The organism is Hymenobacter edaphi (assembly GCF_003258365.1).
Classification (GTDB): Bacteria; Bacteroidota; Bacteroidia; order Cytophagales; family Hymenobacteraceae; genus Solirubrum; species Solirubrum edaphi.
Genome location: NZ_QHKM01000003.1, coordinates 379,066 through 406,064 on the forward strand (window position 1 = coordinate 379,066; position 26,999 = coordinate 406,064).

Here is a 26,999-nt window from a genome sequence, read left to right on the forward strand (position 1 = left end):
CACCGTCTGCGCAGTCCCGGCCTCCCAACCAGCACCATACCCGTTCACCCCCTTCCCATTTCACCGCCCTATGCGCTTGCTCATTACCGGGGCCAACGGCCTGCTCGGCCAGAAGCTGCTCGACCGCCTGCACCGGCAGCCCGGCGTGGCGCTCATTGCCACCGGCCGCGGCCCGTTTCGGCTGGCCGAAGCCTACCCCGCGGTGCCCTACGTGCCGCTCGACGTGAGCGACGCCGCCCAGGTGGCCGCCGTGCTGCGCGCGCAGCAGCCCACGCACGTCATTCACACCGCGGCCATGACGCAGGTGGACGACTGCGAGCTGCACCCCGACGAGTGCTGGCTGCACAACGTGACGGCCGTGGATATCCTGGCCCGCGCCTGCGCCGCCCTCGGGGTGCACCTGACGCACCTGAGCACCGATTTTGTCTTCGACGGCTCGCACGGGCCGCTGGCCGAAGACGCCGCGCCCAACCCCATCAGCCACTACGGCCGCAGCAAGCTGGCCGCCGAGCAGGCCGTGCAGGCCACGCCCGGCCTGCGCTGGGCCATTGCCCGCACGGTGCTGGTGTACGGGGTGCTGCGCGGCGGCGGGCGCAGCAACATCGTGCTCTGGGTGCGCGACTCACTGCGCGCCGGCAAGCCCATCAACGTGGTGTCGGACCAGTGGCGCACGCCCACGCTGGCCGAGGACCTGGCCGAAGGCTGCTGGCTGCTGGCCCGGCAGAGCGCCCGGGGCATTTACCACCTTTCCGGCCGCGAGCTGCTGACGCCCTACGACATGGCCCTGCAGGTAGCCGCGCACTTCGGCCTCGATGCCGCGCTCATTACCCGCGTCGACGCCGGCACCTTCACCCAGCCGGCCAGGCGGCCGGCCCGCACCGGCTTTATCATCGACAAGGCCGAGCGGGAGCTGGGCTTCCGGCCGCATTCCTTCGAAGAGGGCATTGAAATAGTGGCCGCGCAGGCGTAGGGCGCGGGGCGTCGGTTGTTCTGCGGTTTTTGGCCCGCAGCGGGCGCGGAGGATTGCGCAGCAGACGCTGTTCTGATAGTGCATCAGCGGAACGACGCAGCGTCCTCGGCGCAAGCGAAGGAAGGCGGTAGTCAACCTTCTGCGCCCGCTGCGGGCTAAAAACGCCCGCTCAGCCCGCTTCAAATCAAGGCGCGCCGGCTTACTTTCGACCCGCTATGCCCAAACCCCTACTCCTCCTCGCGCTACTGCTGGCCGCCCTCACGGCCCGCGCCCAATCCCTGCCCGAGCCCGTCGACCTGGTGAATCCGCTGATGGGCACCGACTCCAAGGTGGAGCTGTCGAACGGCAACACCTACCCGGCCATTGCGCTGCCCTGGGGCATGAACTGCTGGATGCCGCAGACCGGCAAGATGGGCAGCGGCTGGGCCTACCAGTACGCGGCCGACAAAATCCGGGGCTTCAAGCAGACGCACCAACCCTCGCCGTGGATGAACGACTACGGGCAGTTCGTGCTCATGCCCATCACCGGGCAGCGGCGCTTCGAGGAGGACGCCCGGGCCAGCTGGTTTTCGCACAAGTCCGAGGAAGCCCGCCCGTACTACTACCGCGTGTACCTGGCCGACCACGACGTGACCACCGAAATAGCCCCCACCGAGCGGGCGGCCCGCTTCCGCTTCACTTTCCCGCGCACCGACAGCGCCTACGTGGTGCTCGACGCCCTGGACCGCGGCTCCAGCGTGCAGCTGTTGCCCCGGCAGCGGCGCATCACGGGGTACACGACGCGCAACAGCAAGGGCGTGCCGGCCAACTTCCGGAACTACTTCGTCATCGAGTTCGACCACGACTTCACCAGCACCGCCATCTTCCAGGACAAGGTGCTCGACGCCGCCCGGCTGGCCGCCGAAGCCAACCATACCGGCGCGGTGGTGGGCTTCAAAACCCGCAAGGGCGAGCAGGTGCAGGCGCGGGTGGCCTCGTCGTTTATCAGCCCCGAGCAGGCCCTGCGCAACCTGGAGGAGGTGGGGGCCGATGACTTCGAGACGGTGAAGCGCAAGGCGCGGGCGGCCTGGGCCGCGCAGCTGGGCAAGATTCAGATCGAGGGCGGCTCGGAGGCCCAACAGCGCACGTTTTACTCCTGCCTGTACCGCAGCCTGCTGTTTCCGCGCAAGTTTTACGAGCTGGATGCCGCCGGGCAGCCCGTGCACTACTCGCCCTACAACGGGCAGGTGCTGCCCGGCTACCTCTACACCGATACCGGCTTCTGGGACACGTTCCGCTGCCTGTTTCCCTTCCTGAACCTGCTGTACCCGGGCGTCAACGCGCAGATTCAGGCGGGCCTGGCCAACGCCTACAAAGAAGGTGGCTGGCTGCCGGAGTGGGGCAGCCCCGGCTACCGCAACGTGATGATTGGCAATAACTCGGCCTCCGTCGTGGCCGACGCCTACCTCAAGGGCGGGCGCGGCTACGACATCAGCACGCTCTACGAGGCCCTGCTGCACGGAGCCAACAACGCCGGGCCGCTGCAGGCCGTGGGCCGCGCCGGCGTGGAGCACTACAACCGGCTCGGCTACGTGCCCTACGACGTCAAAATCAACGAAAGCGCGGCCCGCACCCTGGAATACGCCTACGACGACTTCGCCATCTACCAGCTCGGCAAGGCGCTGGGCCGGCCGAAAAAGGAACTCAACCTCTACGCCCGGCGCAGCCAGAACTACCGCCACCTGTTCGACAAGCAGACCGGGCTGATGCGGGGCAAAAACCAGAACGGCACCTTCCAAACGCCCTTCAACCCCTTCAAGTGGGGCGACGCCTTCACCGAGGGCAACAGCTGGCACTACACCTGGTCGGTGTTTCACGACATCCACGGGCTGATGACCTTGATGGGCGGGCCCCGGCCCTTCGTGGCCACGCTCGACACGGTGTTTACCCTCGCGCCGGTGTTCGATGCCTCGTACTACGGGGAGGTCATCCACGAAATCCGCGAGATGCAGATTGCCGGCATGGGCAACTACGCCCACGGCAACCAGCCCATTCAGCACATGACCTACCTCTACAACTACGCCGGCCAGCCCTGGAAGGCGCAGTACTGGGTGCGCGAGACGCTGAACCGCCTCTACCAGCCCACCCCCGATGGCTACTGCGGCGACGAGGACAACGGCCAGACCTCGGCCTGGTACGTCTTTTCCGCCCTGGGTTTCTATCCCGTTTGCCCCGCCACCGACGAGTACGTGCTCGGCGCCCCGCTCTTCCCCCGGGCCACCCTGCGCCTGGACAACGGCAAGACCATTGTGCTCAACGCCCCCGGCAACCAGGACGCCGCCAACCGCTACATCGGCGGCCTGCGCCTGAACGGCCAAGCGTACGGCCGCAACTTCCTGCGCCACGCCGAGCTGCTGCAGGGCGCCACCCTCGACTTCGACATGCAGGCCCGGCCTAACCCGCAGCGCGGCACCCGCGCCGAGGACGCGCCGTATTCGTTCAGCAAGGACGAAAAAACGGGGCGCTAGCCATTGATTGTGTATTAATAGTCAGTAGTTTATGTCCCAAGGAATCCGAATTCGCTGCATATCCGAATCAGCGGGACCAATAGTCCGCTATGCGTATCACCTGTACAACGATTCGGTTTCGGTGCAGTTCGAGGTAGGCGGCAGCTACGACGAGTTAATCGATTTTGGGCGGCAGCTACAGCAATACCCGCTGGTGTATTTTAATGATGAGCAGGAATACCAGGCGGTGTTTCAGAAAGGGAAAAACCGGCCCCGATTCCTTTGGTACTTCCGCATAGAGGTTTTTGCCTACAAAACCAATGGCGCGGCGGCCGTGAAGATGGTCTATGACAACAACGCCGCCGCTGAGTACCGAAACCGGGCAGCGTTTTCGATAAGGACCAGTCCGGCTTCCATCGTTGAGCTGGGCCACCTGCTGGCCACCTGGAAGCCGACGGAACAGGCAGAAGTGGTGTGGGTTGCGGATGAGTAGCTTCCGGAGCACCTGAACGCCATTGGGGCGGGTGAAGGGGGCGGTGTAACTGGCTGACGGATAGCGCTGAGTGGAACGATTGATTGCCGCCGACTCCGCCCGCCAGACAACCTACGGCAGAAATGGGTCGTTATTCCTGGCTACCTATCTACCACAACCAAACCCCGCTTACATGAAAGCTCTCGTCTTCCACGGCATCAAGGATGTGCGCGTCGACACCGTCGACGACCCCGAAATCGTCGACTCCCGCGACGCTATTATCCGCGTGACGAGCACCGCCATCTGCGGCTCCGATTTGCACATCTACAACGGCGGCATTCCCCAGCCCCGGCCCATGGTGCTCGGCCACGAGTTCATGGGCATCGTGGAAGAAGTGGGCAAGGGCGTGGGCGGCAAGCTCAAGGTGGGCGACCGGGTGGTGGTGCCCTTCCCGGTGGCCTGCGGCTGCTGCTTTTTCTGCAACCACGACCTGCCCGGCCACTGCGAGCATTCCAACCCCGACCACTACGGCCCCGAGGGCGGCGTGCTCACCGAAAAAGGCGGCGCCCTCTTCGGCTACACCGACCTCTACGGCGGCTACAACGGCGGCCAGGCCGAGTACGTGCGCGTGCCCTACGCCGACTACGGCCCCCGCGTCATTCCCGACTCGCTCACCGACGAGCAGGCCCTGTTCCTGACCGACATCTTCCCCACCGGCTACTCCGGCATTGATTGGGGCGAGGTGAAGGGCGGCGAGTTCGTGGCCATTTTCGGGGCCGGCCCGGTGGGCATCATGGCCGCCAAATCGGCCTGGCTGCGCGGCGCTGCCCGCGTGGTCATCGTCGACGTGCTCCCGTACCGCCTCGACAAAGCCAAGGCCGCGGCCAACTGCGAAGTCATTCTGTGGGAGGACCGCAAGCAGGTTATCGAAGCCATCCGCGGCATGAGTCAGGGGCGCGGCGCCGACGTGTGCGTGGAGGCCGTGGGCTTCGAGCCGGAGCGCGACCTGCTGGACCGCGCCAAGGCCGTCGTCAACTTCGAGAAAGGCTCGCCCAAGGTCATCGAGGCCTGCATGAGCGCGGTGCGCCGCGGCGGCATCGTGTCGGTGCTGGGCGTGTACGGGGCTTACTTCGACAACTTCCCGCTGGGCCAGTTCTTCGACAAGGGCATCACCCTGCGCGGTGGCCAGGCCCCCGCCCACAAGCACATCGACCAGCTGCTGCAGTACGTGGTGGAGGGCAAGGTCAAGCTCGACGACGTGATTTCGCACCGCCTGCCCCTGAGCGAAGCAGCCCTCGGCTACGACATCTTCCGCAACAAAAAGGACAACTGCACCAAAGTCGTGCTCAAGCCCTAGACGCCCCGGCACCCGCCGCCAGCTTCAGATACCCCGGCCGGGCTGGCCGGGGTATTTTTGTTGCCCGGGCTGTACCTTCTCCGGCCCTTCCCCGTCGACTTATCCCCTTTGCTGTCTGTTACTGGTGCGGCCCGGGTGCGCGCTGCTGCGCCCGCCGGCCGGTGCGCCGCCCGGCGGGTTCGCCACGGTGGCAACGCTGGCCGGCCCGCCAGCAAGGGCCGCACCGACGGCTCCGGCCCGGCCGCCCGCTTCAGCCACCCAATGGGCGTGGTTGTCGACCCTGTACGTGGCCGAGGCCGCCGGCGCGCTGGTGCGCCGCATCAGCGCCGCCGGGCGGGTAAGCCCGCTGGCCGGCGCCGCCAATGCGCCCGGCAGCGCCGACGGTCCGGTGGCCGCCGCCCGCTTTAAAAGTCCGCTGGGCCTGGCGGGAGGACCCGCCGGCACGGTGTACGTGGCCGGTGGGCGGAACCACACCGAGCGGGCAATTCGGTAAGCCAAGGAACGGGAAAAAGCCGGAGCGGGCGCGCGTGCATCCGTCGACGGGCTTTCGTATCTTGAAAGCCTTTCTGCTGCTCCGGCAATCAGCCCGCGCCGCGTACGCGCCGGTCCGATTGCGCGCCTTACCCAACCAAGCCACCACTCTGAAAACCGCCCTTTTTCGTTCCGCTTTGGCGGTGCTGCTGCCCGCGGCGCTGCTTTCCTCGGTCCACGCCCAAACGCCCGGCGGCCGTGCCGCGCCGGCTACCAAGCTGGCTCCGCCGCTGCAGCTGGCTCCGCTGGCCGCCGCCTACCGCGTGCAGGTGCCGGATGCCGCCGCCTTCCGCCGCTGGGCCCGGCAGCACCTGCCGGCGGCCCGCCTGACGGCCGCGCCGGGCCCGGCCGGCCTCTTCACCGTGCACGGGGCGTCCTCCGCCGCCGCCCTGGCCGCCTGCCCGCTGGTTGAGTTCGTCGACGTGGCCGACCGCCGCGCCCAGCCCGAAAAGGAAATTGACGGGGTGGACCTCGGCGCCAACCGCGTGTGGCCCGTGCACGCCCTCTTCCCCCAGCTCGACGGCCGCGGCCTCACCGCCTCGGTGAAGGAAGAGCCCTTCGACTCGGCCGACATCGACTTTCACGGGCGCGTGCTGCCCAGCGCCCTGCTGGGCGGCCAGCCCTCCGACCACGCCACCATCATGGCCACGCTTATCGGCGGGGCCGGCAACTCGGCGCCCACCGGGCGCGGGGCGGCCGGGCAGGTGCGCCTGGCCTCGTCGAGCTACGCCAACCTGCTGCCCGACGACGGGGCGCAGCTCAGCGCCGCGGGCGTGTCGGTGCAAAACCACTCGTACGGAGTGGCCGCCGTCGAAAGCTACTACGGCCTCGAAGCCCGTGCCTACGACCAGCAGACGCGGCAGTACCCGGCGCTGCTGCACGTGTTTTCCTCGGGCAACCGCGGCACGCAAACCAGCCCCGCCGGCAGCCGCTACGCCGCCGTGGCGGGCGTGGCCAACCTGACGGGCCAGTTCAAGCAGTCGAAAAACACCCTGAGCGTGGGCGCCACCGACGTGCTGGGCCAGGTGGCCCCGCTTAGCTCGCGCGGCCCCGCCCACGACGGCCGCCTCAAGCCCGAGCTGGTGGCCCTGGGCGAAGCCGGCACCTCCGACGCGGCCGCGCTGGTATCGGGCGCGGCCCTGCTGGCGCAGCACGCCTACCGCGACCAGCACGCGGGCGTGCTGCCCCCGGCGGCCCTCACCAAGGCCGTGCTCCTGAACAGCGCCGACGACGTGGGCCGTCCCGGCCCCGACTTCGAGGCGGGCTTCGGCCAGACCGACGCCCTGGGCGCCGTGCAAACCATGCTCGCCGGCCGCGTGCTGCTCGATGCCGTGGGGGCAGGGGCCACGAGCAGCTTCCCGCTGGCGGTGCCCGCGGGTGTGCGGCAGCTCAAGCTCACCCTGGTGTGGGCCGATGCCGAAGCCGCTGCCAATGCCGCCCAGGCCCTGGTCAACGACCTCGACGTGGAGCTGGTGGGGCCCGGCGGGCAGCGCTGGCGCCCCTGGGTGCTCAGCGCCTACGCGCACCCGGATTCGCTGCGCCTGCCCGCCCGCCGCGGCGCCGACCACCTCAACAACGTCGAGCAAATCACGCTGGCCGTTCCCGCCGCCGGTACCTACCAGGTGCAGGTGCGCGGCTACCGCCTGGCCGTGGGCAGCAGCCAGGACTTCGCCGTGGCCTACGAACTGGAAACGGCCGGCCTCGACTGGACCAACCCCGCCAGCACCGGCACCGCCCTGCGCGCCGACCAGCCCCAGCGCCTGCGCTGGCAGTGGCGCGGCCCCGCCGCCACGGGCCGCCTGGAGTACCGCCTCGGCAGCACCGGCAGCTGGCAGCTCATCGGCGCCGCCGTCGACGTGGCCGCGGGCCTCTACCTCTGGACGCCGCCCGACGTGGCCGGCGCGGCGCAGGTACGGCTGGTAGTGGGCAGCACGGAGTACCCCAGCGGTGCGTTTGCCCTAAGCCGCCGCCCCCAGCCCGAAGTGGGCTACTACTGCCCGTCCGAGGGCTCCGTCGCCGCCGAAGCGCTGCTGACGTGGCCGCCCGTGCCCGGCGTGTCGGAGTACCAGATTCTTCGCCTCGGCGCCACCCGTCTGGAGCCCTTTCGCGTGGTGGCCGATACGGCGCTGTTGCTCAGCGGCGCGGCTCTTGGCAGCCGCTACTACGGCGTGGTGCCCCTGCTGCCCGATGGCACCCCGGCCGCTCGCGCCCGTACCCTCGACTATACCCGCAGCGGCACCGGCTGCTACGTGCGCTCCTTTCTGCCGCGGCAGCTGGTGAGCAGCGAAGTGCAGTTCGAGCTGGTGCTCGGTACCACCTACCGCCTGCGGCGCATCTACCTGGAACGCCAGACCGCCGCCGGCTTCGAAACGGTGCAGACCCTCACGCCGGGCCCGCAGCCGCGGTTTTGGCTCACCGATGTGCCGCCCGGCCCCGGCCGCTACGCCTACCGCGCCCACCTCGAAACCCAGGCTGGCCGTAGTATTTACACCGGCATCGAGGAGGCTTATTTCGCCGCCGTTGGGGACGTGGCCGTGTTCCCCAACCCCGTGGCGGCCGGCCAGCCCATCACCGTGCTCGACGCCGAGCAGCGCCTCCTGCACTGGCAGCTATTCGACCACCTCGGCCGCCTGCTGCGCGAAGCCTCCACCGACGAAGGCACGCTCGGCCAGGTCCCGACCGACGGGCTGCACCCCGGTACCTACGTGCTGCGCCTGCGGCCGGCTGGCGGCGGAGCCAGCTTTACGCGCCGCGTGCTGGTGCGCTGAGCCTCTCTGAGCCGATGCGGCTGGCCCTGCCCCCGGCCCGTAGCCCCGCCTTCGCCGCCTGGCCTCCCCAACGGGACAACGCCCGACTCCGCAGGGAGCCGGGCGTTGTCGCGTTGGGGAGGCCAGGCGCGGGGGAGCTTAGTAGAGGTAGTTGAGGGCCGTTTTGTCGTGCGAGTCGAATGGGCGGCTCTGGCCTGCGCCGATGCAGGCGAGCATCCACGAATTGGGCTCGGCCGTGGTGGGCGTGCCGGGAATGTGGATGGCGCCCACTGTGCTGGCGCCTTCGTTGGCCGTAGCCCCGCCGCAGCTGTAGGAGCGGTCCATGAAGTCGGTGTGGCGGAAGCCGATGCAGTGGCCGATTTCGTGGGCCAGAATGGTGCCCAGGTAGTTGGCCGATGGGCTGGCGCCAATGGCCTGCGAATTCACCTTCACCTGGCCGTACGGAGCGCCGGCGGAAGTGGGGAAACCGGCCGAAGCCAGGAAGCTGCCGTTGCCCTTCACGATATCGATATCAGCCCCCGACGACACGCGCTGGAAGGTGATGAGCAGGTTTTCGGCATTGTAACGGCGAATGGCTTCGTCCAGCCCCGCCACGTAGGCGGTGGGCAGCCGGCTGGAAATGCTCACCCTGATAACGCGGCCCGGGCCGGCGCTGACCAGGTTGTTGGTGCGGTACTGCTCGGCGTTGCCCACGCGCAGCAGCTGGTGCAGGGGCGTGCTGCCCAGGTCAGCTTCCGTCAGCACAATGTCGCCTTCGACCAAGTATCCGTCCTCGGTTTTCTGCGCGTTGTGGGTGCTGAAGCCCAGGGCCCGGATCTGCGTCAGGGCTTGCTCGCTGGGCTGGTCGGCGGCGCGCACGTCGTCCTTCTTCCCGCAGGAATTCAGGCCGAGCACGGCGAGGGCAAGAGCGGCGGTAAACAGCGGTTTCTTCATGGGTGTTGGGGTTGCGGAACAGAGGGCAAGCGCAAGGGGCAAACGGTGACCGGAGAAGCGGAGCGCCGAAATGGCTTGAATCTCCGCGCCTGCGGCCCTAAACACAAGACCCGCCTGGGGAGCAGGCGGGTCTTGTCGTCGGAAAATCAGGCTAAGCGCGGGGGAGCTTAGTAGAGGTAGTTGAGGGCCGTTTTGTCGTTCGTGTTGAACGGACGGTTGGCCCCGGTGCCGATGCAAGCCAGCATCCAGGAGGTGCCGTCGCCATTGTAGGCCGTGGGCGTGCCCGGGATGTGAACGGCACCCACCGTGCTGGCACCTTCGTTGGTGTAAGCCCCGCCGCAGCTAAACGCGCGGTTGGCGTAGTCGGTGTGGCGGAAGCCGATGCAGTGACCAACTTCGTGGGCCAGGATGGTGGCCAGGTAGTTGGTGCCGGGGCTCGTGCCCAGGTAGGTGGAGTTAACCAGTACTTGGTTGTGGGGATTACCGCCGGAGGTGGGGAAGCCAGCCGAAGCCAGGTAGCCAGCACCGCTCGGGGCTTTGGTCAGGGTGATGTTGGCGCCCGAGCTAACGCGGCTGAAGCGCAGACGCAGGTTTTCGGCGTTGTAGCGGCGGATGAGCTCATCGGTGGCCGTCACGTAGGCTGCGGGCAGCGTGCTCGATACGGCAATGGTAATGGTACGGGTCGTCGAGCCTACGCTCACCAGGTTGTTGGTGCGGTACTGCTCGTTGTCGCCTACGCGCAGGAACTGCCGGTCCGGTACGCTCTGCAGGTCGGCCTCCGACAGGAAGATGTCACCTTCTACCAGGTAGCCATTGTCCACTTTTACAGCGCCGGTCGATGTGAAGCCCATTGCGTGGATTTTCGCCAGAGCTTCTTCCGATACGGCGTCTTTAGCTTGGACATTTTCCTTCTTGCTGCAGCTGGTCATCGAGAGAGCAGCGAAGGCGCATACGGCCAGGGTCGAAAGTACGGGGGTAAACTTCATTGGTGGTTTGGTTGGGGTTTGGTTGAACAATGCGCAAAAGGTAGGAGGCTTTTTTGAAAACATCAAGATAATTTCATCAAAACTTCATTTAACGTTTGCCGTATCGCGCGCGTTTGCCCGTGCCTGTTCCTTGTAAATAAAGAAGAGATACTATATAATTCTCATTAAATGCTTTGTCGCTTACAGGTGGCGTTTATTGCATAATACCGATGTAGGTACTTGGTTTACGAGCTCGAAACGTACGATTGTTAGGCTTGCACACGACGCAGGCAGGGTCTTGCTATAATCCAGTATCGGGAAAGCACCGGCCGAAGGTGCGATAATGGGTCAGTTGGCCTGCATTGGGCCACCCAAAATGAGACGCCTGGAAGGCCGTCACGCCACCTCCCGCGCCGGCAAGCGAAATGCGTATCTTTGTTTGAAACCGAATTGTTCTTCGCGGGCCCCACTCCGGCGGCCTGCTTGTTAATAGATCTTCATTGTGGCTTGCACTTCATGTTCCAGCGGGGGCGGATGCTCTACCGGTGGCTGTGGCTCCAAAGGGGGCTGCTCCTCGGGGGGCTGCACGCGCCTGAATGTTTTCGACTGGCTGCAGGATATTGACCTGCCTGCTGGCTTCCAAGAATTTGACCTCGTTGAAATCCGCTTCAAGGGCGGCCGCAAAGAGTTTTACCGCAACGATAAGCGCCTGCACCTCACCACCGGCGACGCCGTGGTGGTGGAGGCTGGCGGCAACGGCTGGCACCTGGGCTACGTCTCGCTCAAGGGCGAGCTGGTGCGTCTGCAGATGAAAAAGAAGAAGGTGCCGCAGGACTCCAAGGACATCCGCGGCATCCTGCGCGTGGCCTCCGAGCAGGACGTGGAGCGCTACGAAGCCGCCCGCGAGCTGGAGCTGAACACCATGTTCCGGGCCCGCTCGGTGGTGGATGAGCTGCGCCTCAAGATGAAGCTCTCCGACGTGGAGTACCAGGCCGACCGCACCCGCGCCACGTTCTTCTACTCGGCCGAAGACCGCGTCGACTTCCGCGACCTGATCAAGCGCCTCGCGGAGGAATTCCGGGTGCGGGTGGAGATGCGGCAGATTTCGCTGCGCCACGAGGCCGGCCGCCTCGGCGGCATCGGGGCCTGCGGGCGCGAGCTGTGCTGCTCCACCTGGCTGACGGAGTTCAAGAGCGTGAGCACCACCGCCGCCCGCTACCAGAACCTGAGCCTGAACCCGGCCAAGCTCTCGGGACAGTGCGGCCGCCTGAAGTGCTGCCTGAACTACGAACTGGAAACTTACCTCGACGCGCTCAAGGATATTCCGCAGGTGTCGCGGCCGCTGCAGACGCAGCTGGGTGACGCCTTCCTGCAGAAAACCGACATCTTCAAGAAGCGCATGTGGTTTGCCCTGCGCGGCGACAACAACTGGGTGATGCTGCCCACCGAGCGGGTCAAGGAAATTCTGGCCCTGAACAAGGCCGGCGAGAAGCCCGACACCCTGCTGGCCCCCGTGACCGAGCCCGTGGTGGAAGTAAGCGTGCAGGAGCACGTAGAAGGCTCCCTCGACCGCCTCGACGACAAGATCAAGGCGGGCAAGCGCACCAAGCGCAAAAAGAAAAAGGAGAAGGAAAAAGGCCCGCTGGCGCCGGCCGCCGGCGTGCAGCCCAAGCCCACGGCCACCGTGCCCAAAGACGCCCCGCGCCCGCGCCCCGAGCCCAAGCCCAAACCGCCCGTAGAAGCGGCTCCGGCGGCGGCCGAAGGCGGTGAGGCCCGCGGCAACAAGGCCGGCGCCCGCGGCGGCAACAACCGCCGCAGCCGCGCCAACGTGAGCACCGACGCCCCGCGCACCGACCGCCCGGCTCCGCGCTTCGACCCGCGCTTCCGCAACGCTGCCGGTGGCGACAATAGCGGCCCGGATACAGGGGCCGGCCGGGCGCCGGGCGAAGAAGGCCGGGGCGAGCGAAGCGGCCGTTCGCGCCGTGGTGGCCGCCGCAGCGGCGGGGGCGAAGGTGGCTCCGGCGCACCCGGTAATTCGGCTCCTTCCGCTTCCTGATTTCTTACCTTCGATGATGCTCAGAATGCTGAACAACTGGCGCCAGGCCACGCTGCTGCTGGTGCTGGCCCCGGCCCTGGCCGCCTGCGACCCGAACCGGGTGTACGAGGACAACGCCGACCTGAAGGCCAACGGCCAGCCCTACCTGTGGTCGGTGCAGGACAAGCCCGCGTTTGAGTTCGAGATTACCGATCCGGGGCAGCTCTATAACGTGTACTTCAACGTGCGCAATGCCATGGGCTACGGCTACTACAACCTCTACATGAAAGCCACGCTGACCGGCCCCGACGGCAAGCCGGTGGGCGCCCCCAAGCTGCACCAGATGATTCTGATGGACCCCAAGACCGGGGAGCCCCGCGGCAACGGCACCGGCGACATCTTCGACCACCAGTTTCTGGCCATGCCGCAGCAGCGTTTTGCGCAGGCCGGCAAGTACCGCGTGGTGCTCGAGCAGTACATGCGTCAGGACGTGCTGCCGGGCATTATGTCGGTGGGCGTGCGGGTGGAGAAAGTGCCGGCCGAAGGCGCCGCCAAATAAGCGGTAACTGACTGATTGAAGATACCAAAGCCGCTCCGGAAACGGGGCGGCTTTGGTGATTTTACAGCGGGGGGTACCGGAGCGGGCGAGGGGCAAAGCAGGACGGGAAATGTATCCGTTTGGACAACTCCGCGGGAAAAGGCGGCGTATAGTTTTGACTGCTTTCCTACTTCTCACCCTAACCAACCAACACCTTTCACAATGGCTGACAACACCAAAAATCCGAACAGCGCCCAGAACTCGGCCTCGGGTTCGACCCAGGGTGGCACCACGGGCTCGACGGGCATGAACGCCAATGCCGGCGGTATGCAGGGTAATACCAGCAACCAACCCGGTTCCTCTACTTCCTCTTCCTCGGGCCTGACCAGCGGTGACAGCAACCGCCCGTCAGGCTCGACTACTTCCAGCCAGTCGCTGGCCAACTCGGAAACGAGCATGGGCCAGGGCGGACTCACCGGCTCGGCCTCGGACAGCAAATCGGGCAGCAAGTCGGGCGGCGCCGGCGGCAAGAGCAGCGGCGCCAAATCGGCCACCGGCTCCACATCGGCTTCGACGTCGACGGCGGCCAAGAAATCGGGCAGCAGCTCTACGAAGGCGTCTTCGGGCAAGAGCGGCTCGTCGTCCGGCAAAAGCCAGGACCAGAACAGCGGCCAGCAAGGCAACTACGGCGGCAACTTCGGCAACTCCATGGAGGGCAGCCACCGCGACCATGACCGCGACGAAAACATGTATAGCGGCGCCGGGCGCGGCGAATTTGGCTCGCAGGGACGCGGCAATACCCAGGGCGGCTACGGCAACCAGGACCGCGACTTCGATACCCGCTCGCGCGGCGGAGAGTACGGCGACGACGGCTACAACCGTGGCCGTCAGGGTAACTCCTACGGTCAGTACGGCGGCCAGGACGACTACCGCGGCAGCCAGGGCGGCAGTGGCTACAACGGCAACTACGGCCAGCAAAGCAACTACGGCGGCCAGGGCAACTACGGCCAGCAGGGTGGCATGAGCAACAGCAGCCGCGGCGGCCAGCAGGGCGGCCACAACTACGGCGAGCAGCGTCAGGGGCACATGGATAGCCACTACGGCCAGCGCGACTCCTATGGCTACCAGGAGCGCGGTTACGGCCAGCAGGGCGGCAGCAGCATGGGCGGCGGCTACCAAGAGCGCGCCGGTTCGCAGGGCGGCGACTTCAGCGGCCGTAACTACGGCGGCCAGGGCAGCTACGGCAACCAGAGCAACATGAGCGGCCGCGGGATGCAAACCAATGAGCGCGACGACTACCGCAGCTCCAACGACAACGGTTCGCGCTATGGCCAGGGCCAGGGTTACAGCCAGGACTACGGCCACTCGTCGATGGGTGACCAGGGCCGCAGCATGCAGGGCGGCTACGGCCGCGGCGGCCGCGAGCAGGACGACTACGGCCAGTACAGCACCCGCAACCAGCGCGAAGACCAGGACCGCTCGTCCTCGCGCGGCGGCTACGACAACCAGGGCTCGGGCCGGCGCGACTGGGAAAACCAGAACAACCGCAGCCAGGGTAACTACGGCCGCAGCAACATGGGCGGTGGCCAGATGGGCAGCGGCTACGGCGGCGGCTACAACGATGACCGCTACAGCTCGGGTCGCTCCGGCTCGTCGTCCGGCGCGCAGAACAGCAACTACGACTCGCGCAGCGGCTACAACGAAGGCCGCGGCGGCTACATGGGCAACTCCGACCAGGGCTTCGGCTCGCGCGGTGGCTCCTACAACGACGAGTACGATTCCTCGAACCGCAACTCGCGCCAAGGCTCGGCCTCGCGCGGCGACATGCGCAACGAAGACCGTAGCCAGAACTACGGCCAGCAGAACCGCGGCAACTACCGCAGCCAGGAAGACGACTCGGACTACGGCTCCGGCTCGGCCGGGCGCCGCAACCGCGGCCGCGACGATGACGACCGTTACTAGGGTTGCTTAACCCAATAAAAAAAGCCCCCCGGCAGGTGCCGGGGGGCTTTTTTGTGAATGATACAAGGTCGGCGTTGAAAGGCTGTTTGCTCCGGTTCGGCTGCGTCTCAGAAAACTGCCCGCCACACCGGTTCAACCTTGAAGCCGCGGCCGGCGCCGCGGCTTACGGCTGCCAGGCGTGCCGGTTGGCCTGGGCAAACTCCTGCACCGTGCGCGGCCGCTGGCCGGTGAGCTGCTGCCCGTCGGCGGTGATGGGGGCCGCGTAGCCGGCCCGGCCGAGGGCGTTCAGCTCCATCAGGGCATCAATCATCCACTGCGGGGCCCCCGGCATGGCCTGGCGGGCGGCTTCCTCCGGCACGTCGACGTAGCGCACCGGGCGGCCGGTGGCGGCCCCGATGGCCGCCGCCACCTCGTGGCCGCTCAGGGCCTCGGGGCCGGTGAGCGTGAAGGCGCGGCCGTGGTAGCGGGCCACGTCGGCGGTGAGCAGGGCGGCGGCGGCTTCGGCAATGTCGAAAGCGTCGATGTAGCTCACGCGGCCCTCGCCCAGCGGTTGGTAGATGGCGCCCTGCTCGCGGATGCTCGGACCCTGATACGTAATGAAGTTCTGCAGGAAGCTGTTGGGGCGCAGAATGGCGTAGGCCAGCCCGCTCTGGGCCAGGTACTGCTCGGCCTCGCGGTGCCAGCGGCCCAGCTGAATGCCCGGTTCGGCGTCGGCGCCCATGGCCGAGAGCTTTACCACCTGTTTCACGCCGGCTGCCTTGGCCGCGTCGATGAACCGCTTGCTGTCCTCGACTTGCGTCTCGACGAAGGGCACCAACAGAAACGCGCGGTCGACGCCGGTGAGGGCCACGTCCAGCGTCTCGGGGCGCTGAAAATCCAGCTCCACGAGCTGCACGGCGGGGTTGAGCTGGCGCAGCCGGTCGCCCTTGATGACGGAATGTACGCCGGCGCGCACGTGTACGCCGCGGTTGCTGAGGGCGCGCACCAGCTCGGAGCCGACGGTGCCGGTGGCGCCGGTAACCAGAATTGTTTCAGGCATGGGGGTGATGGTTCGGTTGGGGGATGCTTGCGGGGTGATTACCACCGGGCCGCCCGCTTTGTTCGCGCGGCCCGCCGCGGTCAGCGGGCGGCGGTGTCGCGGCGGAAGCTGGCCCGGAACAGCTTGCCTTTCTCGTTGCTGAGCACGAAGTCGTGGTCGTTGACAAAGGTCAGCGCTTCGGCCTGCCCGCTGCTGGGCAGGGGCAGGCAGCTCTTGGGGCCGTCGAACAAGCGCCGGCCGGGCGCCACGTCGAGCAGATACACGTGGCCGTAGCCGAGCAGGGCCACGCGGCGCCCGTCGGGGCTGATGTCGGCGGCGGTAATCCAGGTATTGATGCGGATGCTGTCGGCGAGGCGGGCTACGTAGCTACCGGGCCGGGCGGGCAGGTGGTATTCCTTCACCCAGTTGCCTTCGCCGCGGTTCTTGGTAAAGAGGTACAGGCTGTCGTTGTGGTAGAAAAAGGCTTCGCAGTCGAAGTTGCGGGCCTTTTTCTTGGGCGGAAACAGCTTCTGGTCGGGGTAGTGGAAGCGGATGGTATCGACCTGCTTCAGGTCGGGGCCGGAGAGGCGGTACACGCGCAGGTCGCGGCGCTTGTTGCCGTTGTTGCCGAAGTCGCCGATGAACAGCTGCCCGCGCTGCCGGTCCTGGGCCAGGTCTTCCCAGTCCACGTTGCTGGCGCCGCGCACCGGGTGCGTCCGGATCAGGTCACCCTGCGGGTTGACGAGGTACAGCCAGGTGGTGTTGCCGCCGTCGCCGTGGGTCCAGAGGTTGCCGTCGGCGTCGGCCAGGGCCAGGCCCGAGCTTTCCACCACCTCCTGCTTGTGCAGGCGGCCCACCGTCTGTACCTGGTAGTCCTTGCTCACGCGGGCGAAGTCGCCGCGGTCATCCTTCTTGGTGCAGCCGCAGAGCACGGAATGCGCAAAAATCAGCAGGGGAATCAGCTTATCGCGGAGTACAAACAGCATGGCGAAGGCAGAAAAACGCGGCTTCGGGCGCCGAAACCGGGGGCATTCTGCGCTGCCTTACGCAAAGCGCGGCCGATTGGCTGCAATTCGGCCGCGCGGCCCGGGCCTCAGAAGCGCAGGTAGGGCAGTAGCTTCTGATAGGTCGCGTCGTCGAGCACGCGGATCTGGCGCAGGTCGGTGGGCTGGCGGAAGCGGCCGTGCTGCTGGCGGTAGGCCACCACCACGCGGGCCAGGCGCTTGCCCAGGTACGGGTGCTGGCAGATTTCCTCAAATTCGCCTTCGTTCACGTTCAGCGGCTGGGGCTGGTAGCCGGCCGGCACGAAGGTGTACTTGCGCAGGCTGTCCACCAGGTCGGGCGCGTCGCGCAGGCTGTAGATTTCGGCCGCCTGGTCCACCGTGATGAAGCCGCCCAGCCGCTCGCGGTACTCCACCACCCGCGCCGACAGCCGCCGCCCGATGCCGCGAATCTGCATGAGCTGGGTGGTGTCGGCCGCGTTCAGGTCGAAGGGCTGCAGGTGGCGCGGCTTGCGCGGAAACTTGCCCGGCGCAGCGCTGCCCACATCGGCGAAGGGCTGGCCTTTGCGGTCGGGGTAGCGGCTGGCGTACTGTTTCTTTTCGCCGGGCGGCAGCTGCTCGGGCAGCCGCAGGTAGGGCGCCAGCCGCTGGTAGGTGGTGTCGTCGAGGCCGTAGGCTTTGCGCAGCTGCTCCTTAGCCTTGAAGCCGCCGATGACGTCGCGGTACTTCACCAGGCGCTTGGCCAGAAAGCGCGGCAACCCGCGGGCTTGCCAGCCGGTTTCGTCCACCGCGTTGGGGTCGAAGGGCGTGAGCGGAATGCGGGCCACGCGCACGTAGGCGGGCCGGCGGGCCGGGTAGCGGCGGCGGGTGGCTTCGGCGGGGCGGGCGGCGGTCAGCTCGGCGGCTACCTGCTCCAGCTGCCGGCGGTCGGCGGCGGGGTTGTAACGAGGCAGCGCCGGGCGCAGCAGGGCCGGGGTGGCCAGCAGCGCCAGCAGCAGAATCAGCAGGAAGGCAAAGCCATTGGTTTCGGTGCGGGAAAACCCGAAATGCCGCCGCACGAAACGGCGCAGGGAATCAGCCACGGACATAATCAAGAAGGCAACAGAACACTAGAATCGGTGGAAAATCTACTGATTAATAGCGTGTGTTGGATGCTGGCTGGATAAAAAATATGGTAATTCTGCCACCGAGGCTTGGCTCGTAACACGCGTGGACCCAGGCCCCGACCAGCTTCTGACAGGCGTACAGCCGCTTGTGGGTCAACGACAGTGGCCCAACGAATGTAGCTTCGCCGCCCGGCGGTTGGAGGCGGCGGAGTACTGCGTTGCTTCAGCGCGGCAGTTGGTACACGCTGAAGCCCGTCGGGGTGAGGGCGTAGAGGTACTGCTCGCCCACCAGCACCTGGGTGGCATCGGGCACGGGCAGTAGCACGGTGCGCTCCTGAAAGCTGTAGAGGTGGTAGAAGTGTAGCAGGCCGTCCCGGAGGTAGTACAGCTCGTCGCCGCGGAAGCCGGCCCAGCTCAGGCCGGTGATGGGCAGGCGCTTGCGGAAGTTGCCGAGGTTGTCGAACACCCACACGCCGCTGGTGCGGTCGACGAGGTAGAGGTTGTTCTGGTACTCGCGCAGAAAGCGGAAATCGGGCTTGGTGCGGCCCAGCAGCACGTCCAGGGGCGTGGTCACCGTCACGCGCTGCTGGCCCGAGCTGTACTGCAGCAGCGTCAGGTTGCTTTCGTTGAGCAGCCAGAGGTTGTCGTCGGGCGCGATGGTGGCCAGGCGAATCAGCCCGTTGTCGATGATTTCGGAAAAGCGCGTGCCGCCGATGGGCGCCAGAAACCGGTCGAGCACCAGCAGCTCCTGCCGGTCGTCGTAGTACACCAGGATTTTGGCCGCGTTCCAGGCTTCCACCGAGCCGGTATGGCCCACCAGCGGCGGCGAGTAGGTGGCCAGCAGCTGCCCGTCGGGCCCGAACTGCCGCAGGCTGTTTCGGGCGTCGGTTACGTAGAGGTTGCCGCGCCGATCCAGCGAAGCCGGGCCGGGCTGGGCCAGCGGCACGGTGCGCACCAGCGTCAGGTTGGGGGCCGGGGCGGCGGCGGCCGGCAGCTGGGCGGCGGGGCGGGCTTCGGCCGGAGCCGTGGGCTGGGGCGTGGTTGTCTGGGCCAGGGCCGGGGCCGCGCCGAGCAGCGTCAGGCCAAGTGCGGCGGCCGATTTGCCGAGCCGGGCATTCAGCCAGCGGAGCCTAGCCTTCAAAACGTTCCAGGGACAGGTTGTTGCCATCGTAGACGCCGTAGGTGCAATAATTGACCCACTCGCCGAGGTTGACGTAGCGGCTGTGCGCGCCCACGGGCACGTCGAGCGGCAGGTGACGGTGGCCGAACACGTAGTAGTCGTGGTGGAAACGCTTTTCCAGCTCCCGGCAGTACACCAGCAGCCACTCGTCGTCGCCGAGGTAAATGTCGTCCTTGGCCGTGTTGCTCAGGCGGCTGCGCTGGCTCCAGGCGTTGGCAATGCCGATGCCCACGTTGGGGTGGATGCGCGCAAACAGCCACTGGGCCACCGGCGAGGCGAAAATACGCTTGAGCACCTTGTAGGTGTAGTCCTTGGGCCCCAGCCCGTCGCCGTGGCCGAGGTGAAAGCGCTGCTCCCCGATGCTGAGGCTGACCGGGTGGCGCAGCACCGGAATGCCCAGCTCCTGGGTGAAGTAGCCGAACATCCACATGTCGTGGTTGCCGGTGAAGAAGGTTACGGGCAGTCCGCCGTCGACCAGCTCGGCCAGCTTGCCCTGCAGGCGGATAAAGCCCCGGGGAATGGCGTGGCGGTACTCAAACCAGAAGTCGAAAATGTCGCCCACGAGGTAGATGGCCGCCGCGTCCTGGGCGGCCATGTCCAGCCAGCGCACGATGCGCCGCTCCCGTTCCCGCGAGCTGGCGGGGTTAGGGGCGCCGAGGTGGAAGTCGGAGGCAAAGTACACCTTGCGGTCGGGCGCCAGCACGATGGGGGGCAGCTCAGGCAGTGGCGAGGTCATCCAGCAGGAACAAGGTGATGCTGCGCGGCCCGTGGGCGCCGAGCACGAGGGTTTTCTCGATGTCGGCGGTGCGGCTGGGGCCGGTGGCCAAGGAAAGCATGGACGGCAGCTTGTCCAGCCCACCGAACTTGGCCTCGGCCAGCTGCAGGGCGTCGCTGATGTCGGCCACCACCTGGGAGGCGCGGGCGAAAACCAGCTGCTGATCGGGGTAGATGCTCAGGCGCCGCCCGCTGGCCGTGGCCGAGCTCAGCAGCACCGAGCCGGTGCGGGCCACCAGCGCCTCGCAGGTGGTCAGGCCCGCGTCGGCGTGGGCAATGAAGTCGGTTTCGTCGCCGATGTGCACGATGCCGGCCGCGTGCAGCAGCTTCTTCAGCTCCGGTTCCCACACGAACAGGTGCTCGATGCCACGCTCCTTTTTGTGGGTGTAGAGCAGGTCGTAGAAGTGCTCTTCGGTGGCGCAGTAGTAAAACGTGCCGCCGGCCCGCACGAAGCTTTCGGCGAAGCTGATGGTCAGGTCGTCGGCCGGGGCCGGGAAGAGCGGCGCGGTGAAGTTGGGCACGGCCGGCTGCTGCGGGCTGGGCTGCTGCAGGGCCGTGCGGATGCGCTTCAGGATGATGTCACGGGACGACTCGACCACGGATTCGACGGATTTTTCGGATTGAACGGATTTTGTGGACGGCTGCTGCGTGGCATTTCCGGGCAAGGTACTGGCCGCATTTAGGCTCAGGAAGGGGTAAGCGGGCGGGGCTGGTTTTTGAGGAAACGTTTGTAGCGCAGGCTTGGCTCCCCAAAGTTCAGCAATAAACCTATTTCAAGCTGGTAAGCTTCCAGGTAATTGATGGTTTGGGCGAAATGCACGGCGGTTAACTCATTCAGGGCCTTGAGTTCTACCAGCACTACATCAGCTACCAGAAAATCAACGCGGCGCGAACCGACCTCGATATTCTTGTAGAAAACGGGCATTACCACCTCCCGTTGAAATGGAAGGCCCGCTTCCTCGAACTCAACGGCCAGACTGCGCTGGTACACCACCTCCGGAAACCCATTGCCCAGCTGTCGGTGCACCTGCATAGCACAGCCAATTACCTGCCGGGTCAATTCATTATAGCGCGTATCCAGCAACATAGATAAAGCAGGCTGCCAAAGCCGCCCTGCCCCAAGTTATTCCACCGTAACAATCAAAGCCATGAGAGGCTACAGAATTAACGATAGTCACGGCCAGTCCCGAACGGAAATGGCCAACGCGGAAATATCCACTGAGTATTTCCATCCGACGAAGGCCGTTGGGAGAATCCACAACGGCCTCCGTCGTACGGCGAAGTCCGCCGGGAATTCCACAGGCAGGCGGCTTAAAACAGTGGTGCCACGGCTGCAAGCCGTGGCACCACTTCGTTGAACGACAATCGTCCCCAAAATCCGTGTAATCCGAAAAATCCGTCGAATCCGTGGTCCTTATTTACCAATCACCTTGAACTCGGTGCGGCGGTTCAGCTGTCGGCCTTCCTTGGTGGTGTTGGGCGCCACGGGCTGGGTGTCGCCGTAGCCGGCGGAGCTGAGGCGGGCGGCGGCCACGCCGTGGGCGGTGAGGTAATCCACCACGGCCTTGGCGCGACGGAGCGAGAGGTCCTTGTTGTACTCGGCCTTGCCCACGTTATCGGTGTGGCCCGACATTTCGATGCGCAAAGCCGGGTATTCCACCGTCATCAGCTGCACCAGGCGCTCCAGCTCGGCGGTGCTTTCCTTGCGCAGGGTCGCCTTGTCGAAGTCGAAGAAGATGTTGTTCAAGACCACCTTGGCGCCCACGTCCAGCTTCTTGAGCGGAATGTCCTTCACCACTTCCGAGTAGGCCGCGCCCTGGGGCAAATCGAAGTTTTCGGAGTGGAACAGGTAGCCCTCCTTGCGCACCACGATGCCGTAGTTCACGCCGGAAGGCAACGACACCAGGTAGCGCCCCGACTGCGAGTTCGAGCGGAACGAGGCAATGACCTGGTTCAGCGTGTTGTCGACCAGGTCGATGGTGGCCTCGATGGGCTGCTTCGAGTCGGCATCCGTCACGGTGCCTTTCAGGATGGTTACCTGGGCGGTGGCAATGGGCACGGCGGGGGCCAGCAGCGTTTGCCGCACCGGGGCCGCGCGGGAGGCCAGCAGCGGCTCTTCAGAGGAAATAACCGGCGGCTTCTCGGGGCCCAGGAAGGTAATCATGTAGATGTCGCGGCTGCCCTGCGTGTCGTCGCGGGACGAGGCGAAGTAGCCGTGGCGCCCCGAGGCCGACAGCACGAAGAACACGTCGTCGTCGGGGGTGTTGATGGGCCAGCCCAGGTTTTCGGGCTTGGTCCACTGCCCGTTTTTCCACTCCGAGCGGAAGATGTCGTAGCCGCCCATGGAGTTGTGGCCCTGCGAGGAGAAGTAGATGGTCTTGCCGTCGGGGTGCACGAAGATGCCGTCCTCGTCGTAGGGCGTGTTGATGACCGAGCCCAGGTTTTCGGCCTTGCCCTTGCCCTCGATGTCGAGCCGCCAGATGTCGTGGCCGCCGCGGCTGCTTTCCTCCGAGCCGTTGCTGACGAAGTACAGCATCCGCCCGTTGGGGGCGTAGGCGGCGGACGATTCGTGCGCCTGCCCACCGTTCACGCGCCGGCCCAACGAGCCAGGCTTGCTCCAGGCGCTGCCCTTTAGGTTGGCTTCGTACAGGTCGCCGGCGCCGTCTTCCACGTAGGTCACCAGCTTCTGCCCGTCGGGCGAGAGGGCCACCACCGCGTCGTGGCCCTTGGTATTCACCGTCGGTCCCAGGTTCTTGGCCGGCTGCCACTGCCCGTCCTTGCCCTTCACCGACTGCCAGATGTCCTCGAAGTAGCCGCCGAGAAACGGGTCCTTCTCGTCGCCCACGCCCCCGTCGCGGCGCGACGTGAACAGCATCACCGACTCGTCGGCCGTGATGACCGGGCCGTACTCGGGGTAGGGCGTATTGATGGCCGGGCCCACGTTGTCGATAAAGGCGCGGGTAGGCGTTTTCATCAAAGCCAGGCCCGCTTCGCACTCCTGAATCTTCTTGCGAATGTCGCTGAGCTGGGCGGTGGCATTCTTGCTGCCGGCGGCCGGCTGGGCGGCTTTGTACTCGGCAATGGCCTCTTCCCATCGGGCATTCAGGTGCAGCCCGCGGCCCAGCATGTAGCGGATGCGCGCGTCCACCTGCGCATCGAGCTGGTAGGCCTTCTGCAGGTAGGGCAGGGCCTTCGATTTGTAGGTCGAGTTCAGGTAGCAGTGCCCGATGCGGAAGTTGAGCTGGGCGTTGTTGGGGTTGACCTGCTGGGCGGCCAGAAAGTGCGGCAGGGCCTGCTCGTAGCGCGGCGGGTCGGTTTCGTACCAGCTGTTGGCCTCCTTGAGCTCCTTCTGGGCGTTCTTGAGGCTTTCCTTGTCGCCCTTGAACTCGTCCTTGGTGAAGTCCACGTTCTGCGCCTGCGCCGTCAGCGTCAGCAGCAAAAAGGAAGCGGCGTATAAATATCTAAGCATGTTTTCGGGAAGGTGGCGCGGGCGTCAGGTTAGCCCGCAGAGGACGCAGAGGTTTTCGCAGAAGGCGCAGTGGCCGAACTCACCAGTTCACCATCTCACTATTTCACCACTTACTCGCAGCCCGAGTTGGCGGCGTAGGCGGTGCCGGCCGTGATGCCCAGCTCGGCGGCTTTGCGCCAGTCGGCGCAGGCACCGGGCACGTTGCGCAGCATCTCGCGGGCGTGGCCGCGGTTCAGGTAGGCCTCGGCGTACTGCGGGTTCTGGCCGATGGCGGCCGTGGCGTCGGCTTCGGCCTCCTTGTATTTCTTGAGCTGCTGGTAGGCGGCGGCGCGGTTGTTCAGGGCCAGCGCGTAGTCGGGCTTGAGCTTCAGCGCCTGGGTCAGGTCATCCACGGCGGCCTGGTACTCGCCGGCTTCGTAACGGGCCCCGGCGCGGCCGAGGTAGCCCACCGGGTCGTCGGTGCGGCGGCGCAGGTAGTCGGAGTAGTCTTCCTGGGCGCCTTTGTAGTCCTTCTGCCGGCGCTTGGCGGCGGCGCGGTTCAGCAGGGCCACGTGCAGGTCGGGGTTGAGGCGCAGGGCCTCGGTATAGTCGCGCACGGCGGCCTCGGGCTGGCCCAGCTGCCGCTCGGCGCTGGCGCGGTCGTGCCAGGCGTAGGCGTACTTCGGGTCGACTTTGGTGGCCTGGGTGAAGTCCTGCAGGGCGGCCTGGTAGTCGCCCTTCTCGAAGCGCAGGGCGCCCCGGTCGTACCAGGCGGCGGCGTAGTCGGGCTTCAGCTCCGTCACCTTGCTGTAGTCCTGCTCGGCTTCGGCGGGCAGGTTCTGGGCCTGCCGGGCCTGGGCGCGGCCGTACCAGGCCGTGAAAGTTGAGGGGTCGAGGCGGATGGCTTCGTTGTAGTCCTGCACGGCCGGGGCGTACTGCTTCAGTTCGTAGCGGGTGGCGGCGCGGTTGTAGTAAGCCTTGGCAAAATCGGGCTTGGCGGCCAGCGCCCGGTCGAAGTCCTGAATGGCGGCGTTGTAGCTTTTGTCGTTGAACTTCGCGACGCCGCTATTGTAATATTTCTCGGCCAGCTGCGCCGGCGGCAGGGTAGAAGCCCGTACCGTATCAGTTTGCGCCTGCGCGACAAAGCCCGCCAGCGTGCATCCAAAAAGGAATAAGTATTGTTTCATAGTCGACTTAAGCAAAAGGTGCGGAGGCGGAACTTGTCGAAATATATTGCATTTTTCCGGAGATGCGGCCGGCTATAGATGAAAGATGAGCGGAGGAGTAAGTAAAAAGCCCGCCATCCTGAGCGCAGCGAAGACCCGAAGGAAGGCGGAGTCAATCTCGCGTGCTGACGTTGGATAGCTTTCTTCTCGTTGAGCGAAGGAATTCCCATCTGGCGTCAGCACCTGAGGTGTCTCGACCAGCTCACCATGACGGTCTTTTATCTACGGCCCCAGCACTGCCCATACCAATGCCTGCCACTCTTCGGCCTCGGAGCCCGCAAAGCGCCCCCGGCCGGCGCGGCGGTACCAGTAGCCGGCGTTGCCCGCGTCGCCCTCGCGGCGGTGCAGGTAGGCGTGCAGCCAGCAGCTGAGCGGGTCGGTTTCGTCTTGCTGAGCCAAATCGTGGGCGGCAGCCCAGCGCCCGTGGTGCTCCAGCCACAGGGCGCGTAGCAGCGGGGAGAGGCCGGGCGGTGGGGCCGAAGCGCTGAGGGTGGCGGTGAATTCGGCGTAGGTCATCGGTGGAAAAACCGGGTAAGGCTGCCACAAATAAACCGGCTGGCGGTTAAAGCAAAAGCGTCCCGGCGGCGTCAAGCGAATAGGTAACGAACCGAGTAAATCATGAGCAAACGCGCTTATCAGTACCGCCTGCGCCTGGAACAGGTAGCCGGCATCAGCTCCGACGGCCCCCGGCACGAGCCGCTGGAACTGGAATTCAACAATCACGACGATATTTTCAGCATCGTGCAGCGGCTGCAGCAGCGCAACTTATTTGCGGAGCCGGGGCACGCTACCGAGTTTGCCATCGGCCTGAAGCTGTTCAGCGAGGTAATGCTCAAAAACCGGCAGCATCCACTGTTTGAGGAGCTGGCGCCGGCTTTTCGCGCCTTTATGCAGCGCCTGAAATCGGGGGCAGCTGCCGGCAGCCCCGCCGCACCCGACGCCGCCGAGAGCTAAAAATCGAGCCTTCCTAAACTTCTGCCGGGGGCTTGGCGGTTATACACGCGTTCCGCCCAAGCGGAGTTTGCGTAATTTTGTCAGCACCGGCTCCGGCCGTGCTTACCCAATAGATTTTCCTACCCCAAGCGTTTGTCAATCATGGCAATGTACCCCGAATACATGGTGGCCCCCATCCGCCAGGACCTCACCGAAGCCGGCTTCGAGCAGCTCTACTCGCCCGAAGAAGTGGAATCGGCCCTCAACCTCCAGGAAGGCACCGTGCTGGTGGCCGTCAACTCGGTGTGCGGCTGCGCCGCCGCCAAGGCCCGCCCGGCCCTGAAAATGGCCCTGTCCTCGTCCGACAAGAAGCCCGCCAAGCTGGTGACGGTATTTGCCGGCATGGAAACCGAAGCCGTGGCCAAGGCCCGCGAGTTCATGCTGCCCTACCCGCCCTCCTCGCCGAGCATTGCCCTCTTCAAAGACGGCGAGCTGGTGCACATGATCGAGCGCTACCACATCGAGGGCAACGATTTAATGCGCATTGTCGACAACCTTCAGGGCGCTTTTGCCGAATACTGCGACTAGTAAAAGTTTTTCATGCACCGAAAAAGGCCCGCGGCACTTGCCGAGGGCCTTTTTGCTTTTACCGGAGGCGGCATCAGCGCTGCAGCGCGTACTCCAGCATCAGCACCCCATCCGGGTAGCGCGTCAGGTTTTCCAGGACGAGTTTCTGGGCGGGTGGCTGGCTGAGCAGCTTGATGCCGCGGCCCACAAACACGGGCATCACCGCCAGCATCAGCCGATCGATAAGCCCGGCGGCGTTAAACGAGTCGATGAGCTGCCCGCCACCCACCAGCCAGGTGCGGCCCGCGGGCAGCTGCGCCGCCAGCTCGGTCACCGGGGCCGTCCAGAGCCGGATGTTCGGGTCAGCAGCGGTTGGCAGGGCCCGCTTGGTGCACACGTACGTCGGCAGGCCCTTGTACGGCCACTCGGGTAGGTCGAAGCTGAGCACCTGCTCGTAGGTTTTCGCACCCATGACCACGGCGCTGAGCGAGTGCACGAACTCCCGGTAGCCGTAGTCCTGGCCGGATTCTTCGAAGGGCCGCAGAAAGCCCACGCCGCCGTCTTCATCGGCGACGTAGCCGTCGAGCGAGGCGGCAATGTAGAGGACGATTTCAACCCGCGGATTCGACGGAATATCCACGACTGAAGTAGAAGCGGCTGGGGCGGACATAGCATTCGAGTTTAGTGGTAACGGCACGCGGCCAACAGCAAGTAATCCTTTTCACGTGA

General features: G+C 65.8%; 24 protein-coding genes. 11 read left to right on the plus strand and 13 right to left on the minus strand.

Annotation, left to right across the window (positions count from 1 at the left end):
• Window positions 1-70 precede the first annotated feature (70 nt).
• The 6 genes from DLM85_RS12080 to DLM85_RS12105 all read left to right on the plus strand — a co-directional run bounded on the left by DLM85_RS12080 (window position 71) and on the right by DLM85_RS12105 (window position 8,584).
• Window positions 71-970 carry an SDR family oxidoreductase gene (locus tag DLM85_RS12080; protein ID WP_111478358.1) on the plus strand — a complete coding sequence of 300 codons (900 nt, stop codon included), beginning with the start codon at window positions 71-73 and terminating at the stop codon, window positions 968-970.
• 215 nt (window positions 971-1,185) lie between these two features.
• Complete coding sequence (locus DLM85_RS12085) at window positions 1,186-3,477, plus strand: GH92 family glycosyl hydrolase (protein WP_111478359.1); 2,292 nt, start codon at window positions 1,186-1,188, stop codon at window positions 3,475-3,477.
• Between the two features lie 31 nt (window positions 3,478-3,508).
• Window positions 3,509-3,949 (plus strand): hypothetical protein, encoded by a 441-nt coding sequence (locus DLM85_RS12090; protein WP_133257030.1) that lies wholly within the window; start codon window positions 3,509-3,511, stop codon window positions 3,947-3,949.
• 172 nt (window positions 3,950-4,121) lie between these two features.
• Window positions 4,122-5,285, plus strand: a complete 1,164-nt coding sequence (locus DLM85_RS12095) for a zinc-dependent alcohol dehydrogenase (RefSeq protein ID WP_111478361.1) — start codon at window positions 4,122-4,124, stop codon at window positions 5,283-5,285.
• A gap of 271 nt (window positions 5,286-5,556) precedes the next feature.
• Complete coding sequence (locus tag DLM85_RS12100; protein ID WP_111478362.1) at window positions 5,557-5,778, plus strand: NHL repeat-containing protein; 222 nt, start codon at window positions 5,557-5,559, stop codon at window positions 5,776-5,778.
• A gap of 181 nt (window positions 5,779-5,959) precedes the next feature.
• Window positions 5,960-8,584, plus strand: coding sequence for a S8 family serine peptidase (locus tag DLM85_RS12105; protein WP_243635948.1), 2,625 nt, complete (start codon window positions 5,960-5,962; stop codon window positions 8,582-8,584).
• Window positions 8,585-8,722: 138 nt separating this feature from the next.
• Here DLM85_RS12105 and DLM85_RS12110 read toward each other — a convergent pair whose 3' ends face one another.
• Together DLM85_RS12110 and DLM85_RS12115 are read right to left on the minus strand one after the other, a co-directional pair.
• Complete coding sequence (locus DLM85_RS12110; RefSeq protein WP_111478364.1) at window positions 8,723-9,517, minus strand: M57 family metalloprotease; 795 nt, start codon at window positions 9,515-9,517, stop codon at window positions 8,723-8,725.
• A 167-nt stretch (window positions 9,518-9,684) separates the two neighbouring features.
• Window positions 9,685-10,503 (minus strand): M57 family metalloprotease, encoded by an 819-nt coding sequence (locus tag DLM85_RS12115; RefSeq protein WP_111478365.1) that lies wholly within the window; start codon window positions 10,501-10,503, stop codon window positions 9,685-9,687.
• A gap of 481 nt (window positions 10,504-10,984) precedes the next feature.
• Here DLM85_RS12115 and DLM85_RS12120 point away from each other — a divergent pair, with 481 nt between their 5' ends.
• From DLM85_RS12120 to DLM85_RS12130, 3 genes are all read left to right on the plus strand, one after another.
• Complete coding sequence (locus tag DLM85_RS12120) at window positions 10,985-12,538, plus strand: PSP1 domain-containing protein (protein ID WP_111478366.1); 1,554 nt, start codon at window positions 10,985-10,987, stop codon at window positions 12,536-12,538.
• Between the two features lie 13 nt (window positions 12,539-12,551).
• Window positions 12,552-13,076 carry a gliding motility lipoprotein GldH gene (locus DLM85_RS12125; RefSeq protein ID WP_243635939.1) on the plus strand — a complete coding sequence of 175 codons (525 nt, stop codon included), beginning with the start codon at window positions 12,552-12,554 and terminating at the stop codon, window positions 13,074-13,076.
• A 201-nt stretch (window positions 13,077-13,277) separates the two neighbouring features.
• Window positions 13,278-15,017, plus strand: coding sequence for a hypothetical protein (locus DLM85_RS12130; RefSeq protein ID WP_111478368.1), 1,740 nt, complete (start codon window positions 13,278-13,280; stop codon window positions 15,015-15,017).
• Between the two features lie 163 nt (window positions 15,018-15,180).
• On the opposite strand, the gene DLM85_RS12135 is transcribed toward DLM85_RS12130, so the two are convergent.
• From DLM85_RS12135 to DLM85_RS12180, 10 genes are all read right to left on the minus strand, one after another.
• On the minus strand, window positions 15,181-16,056 hold the full coding sequence (locus DLM85_RS12135) for an SDR family oxidoreductase (protein ID WP_243635940.1): 876 nt from the start codon (window positions 16,054-16,056) through the stop codon (window positions 15,181-15,183).
• Between the two features lie 80 nt (window positions 16,057-16,136).
• Complete coding sequence (locus DLM85_RS12140) at window positions 16,137-17,021, minus strand: hypothetical protein (RefSeq protein ID WP_111478369.1); 885 nt, start codon at window positions 17,019-17,021, stop codon at window positions 16,137-16,139.
• A 107-nt stretch (window positions 17,022-17,128) separates the two neighbouring features.
• The gene (locus DLM85_RS12145; protein ID WP_111478370.1) at window positions 17,129-18,124 is read right to left on the minus strand and encodes a ComEA family DNA-binding protein; all 996 of its coding nucleotides are present in this window, start codon (window positions 18,122-18,124) and stop codon (window positions 17,129-17,131) included.
• A 241-nt stretch (window positions 18,125-18,365) separates the two neighbouring features.
• Window positions 18,366-19,283: a hypothetical protein gene (locus DLM85_RS12150; protein ID WP_111478371.1), complete on the minus strand. Its 918-nt coding sequence runs from the start codon at window positions 19,281-19,283 to the stop codon at window positions 18,366-18,368.
• Window positions 19,273-20,058: a UDP-2,3-diacylglucosamine diphosphatase gene (locus tag DLM85_RS12155; protein WP_111478372.1), complete on the minus strand. Its 786-nt coding sequence runs from the start codon at window positions 20,056-20,058 to the stop codon at window positions 19,273-19,275. The genes DLM85_RS12150 and DLM85_RS12155 overlap by 11 nt, the downstream gene beginning before the upstream one ends.
• Entirely contained in the window at window positions 20,039-20,695 is a 657-nt protein-coding gene (locus tag DLM85_RS12160; RefSeq protein WP_111478373.1) for a LutC/YkgG family protein, read from the minus strand. Before DLM85_RS12160 ends, DLM85_RS12155 begins: the two co-directional genes overlap by 20 nt.
• A gap of 86 nt (window positions 20,696-20,781) precedes the next feature.
• A complete protein-coding gene (locus DLM85_RS12165; RefSeq protein ID WP_111478374.1) occupies window positions 20,782-21,183 on the minus strand; it encodes a GxxExxY protein in 402 nt (133 codons plus the stop codon).
• A 327-nt stretch (window positions 21,184-21,510) separates the two neighbouring features.
• A complete protein-coding gene (locus DLM85_RS12170) occupies window positions 21,511-23,565 on the minus strand; it encodes an OmpA family protein (RefSeq protein WP_111478375.1) in 2,055 nt (684 codons plus the stop codon).
• A gap of 110 nt (window positions 23,566-23,675) precedes the next feature.
• Window positions 23,676-24,731: a tetratricopeptide repeat protein gene (locus DLM85_RS12175; RefSeq protein WP_111478376.1), complete on the minus strand. Its 1,056-nt coding sequence runs from the start codon at window positions 24,729-24,731 to the stop codon at window positions 23,676-23,678.
• A 261-nt stretch (window positions 24,732-24,992) separates the two neighbouring features.
• On the minus strand, window positions 24,993-25,286 hold the full coding sequence (locus DLM85_RS12180; RefSeq protein ID WP_111478377.1) for a hypothetical protein: 294 nt from the start codon (window positions 25,284-25,286) through the stop codon (window positions 24,993-24,995).
• A gap of 102 nt (window positions 25,287-25,388) precedes the next feature.
• Between DLM85_RS12180 and DLM85_RS12185 the strand changes: the two genes are divergently transcribed.
• On the plus strand, window positions 25,389-25,724 hold the full coding sequence (locus DLM85_RS12185) for a DUF3861 domain-containing protein (RefSeq protein WP_111478378.1): 336 nt from the start codon (window positions 25,389-25,391) through the stop codon (window positions 25,722-25,724).
• 147 nt (window positions 25,725-25,871) lie between these two features.
• Complete coding sequence (locus DLM85_RS12190) at window positions 25,872-26,291, plus strand: BrxA/BrxB family bacilliredoxin (protein WP_111478379.1); 420 nt, start codon at window positions 25,872-25,874, stop codon at window positions 26,289-26,291.
• A 73-nt stretch (window positions 26,292-26,364) separates the two neighbouring features.
• On the opposite strand, the gene DLM85_RS12195 is transcribed toward DLM85_RS12190, so the two are convergent.
• Window positions 26,365-26,940, minus strand: a complete 576-nt coding sequence (locus DLM85_RS12195) for a dihydrofolate reductase family protein (protein ID WP_111478380.1) — start codon at window positions 26,938-26,940, stop codon at window positions 26,365-26,367.
• Window positions 26,941-26,999 lie beyond the last annotated feature (59 nt).

Excerpts from the sequence above, each read along its gene's own strand:
- DLM85_RS12080 (WP_111478358.1), top strand. The coding sequence starts at position 71 with ATGCGCTTGCTCATTACCGGGGCCAACGGCCTGCTCGGCCAGAAGCTG.
- DLM85_RS12085 (WP_111478359.1), top strand. The coding sequence starts at position 1,186 with ATGCCCAAACCCCTACTCCTCCTCGCGCTACTGCTGGCCGCCCTCACG.
- DLM85_RS12090 (WP_133257030.1), top strand. The coding sequence starts at position 3,509 with ATGTCCCAAGGAATCCGAATTCGCTGCATATCCGAATCAGCGGGACCA.
- DLM85_RS12095 (WP_111478361.1), top strand. The coding sequence starts at position 4,122 with ATGAAAGCTCTCGTCTTCCACGGCATCAAGGATGTGCGCGTCGACACC.
- DLM85_RS12110 (WP_111478364.1), bottom strand. The coding sequence starts at position 9,517 with ATGAAGAAACCGCTGTTTACCGCCGCTCTTGCCCTCGCCGTGCTCGGC.
- DLM85_RS12115 (WP_111478365.1), bottom strand. The coding sequence starts at position 10,503 with ATGAAGTTTACCCCCGTACTTTCGACCCTGGCCGTATGCGCCTTCGCT.
- DLM85_RS12125 (WP_243635939.1), top strand. The coding sequence starts at position 12,552 with ATGATGCTCAGAATGCTGAACAACTGGCGCCAGGCCACGCTGCTGCTG.
- DLM85_RS12130 (WP_111478368.1), top strand. The coding sequence starts at position 13,278 with ATGGCTGACAACACCAAAAATCCGAACAGCGCCCAGAACTCGGCCTCG.
- DLM85_RS12135 (WP_243635940.1), bottom strand. The coding sequence starts at position 16,056 with ATGCCTGAAACAATTCTGGTTACCGGCGCCACCGGCACCGTCGGCTCC.
- DLM85_RS12140 (WP_111478369.1), bottom strand. The coding sequence starts at position 17,021 with ATGCTGTTTGTACTCCGCGATAAGCTGATTCCCCTGCTGATTTTTGCG.
- DLM85_RS12145 (WP_111478370.1), bottom strand. The coding sequence starts at position 18,124 with ATGTCCGTGGCTGATTCCCTGCGCCGTTTCGTGCGGCGGCATTTCGGG.
- DLM85_RS12155 (WP_111478372.1), bottom strand. The coding sequence starts at position 20,058 with ATGACCTCGCCACTGCCTGAGCTGCCCCCCATCGTGCTGGCGCCCGAC.
- DLM85_RS12165 (WP_111478374.1), bottom strand. The coding sequence starts at position 21,183 with ATGTTGCTGGATACGCGCTATAATGAATTGACCCGGCAGGTAATTGGC.
- DLM85_RS12170 (WP_111478375.1), bottom strand. The coding sequence starts at position 23,565 with ATGCTTAGATATTTATACGCCGCTTCCTTTTTGCTGCTGACGCTGACG.
- DLM85_RS12175 (WP_111478376.1), bottom strand. The coding sequence starts at position 24,731 with ATGAAACAATACTTATTCCTTTTTGGATGCACGCTGGCGGGCTTTGTC.
- DLM85_RS12180 (WP_111478377.1), bottom strand. The coding sequence starts at position 25,286 with ATGACCTACGCCGAATTCACCGCCACCCTCAGCGCTTCGGCCCCACCG.
- DLM85_RS12185 (WP_111478378.1), top strand. The coding sequence starts at position 25,389 with ATGAGCAAACGCGCTTATCAGTACCGCCTGCGCCTGGAACAGGTAGCC.
- DLM85_RS12190 (WP_111478379.1), top strand. The coding sequence starts at position 25,872 with ATGTACCCCGAATACATGGTGGCCCCCATCCGCCAGGACCTCACCGAA.
- DLM85_RS12195 (WP_111478380.1), bottom strand. The coding sequence starts at position 26,940 with ATGTCCGCCCCAGCCGCTTCTACTTCAGTCGTGGATATTCCGTCGAAT.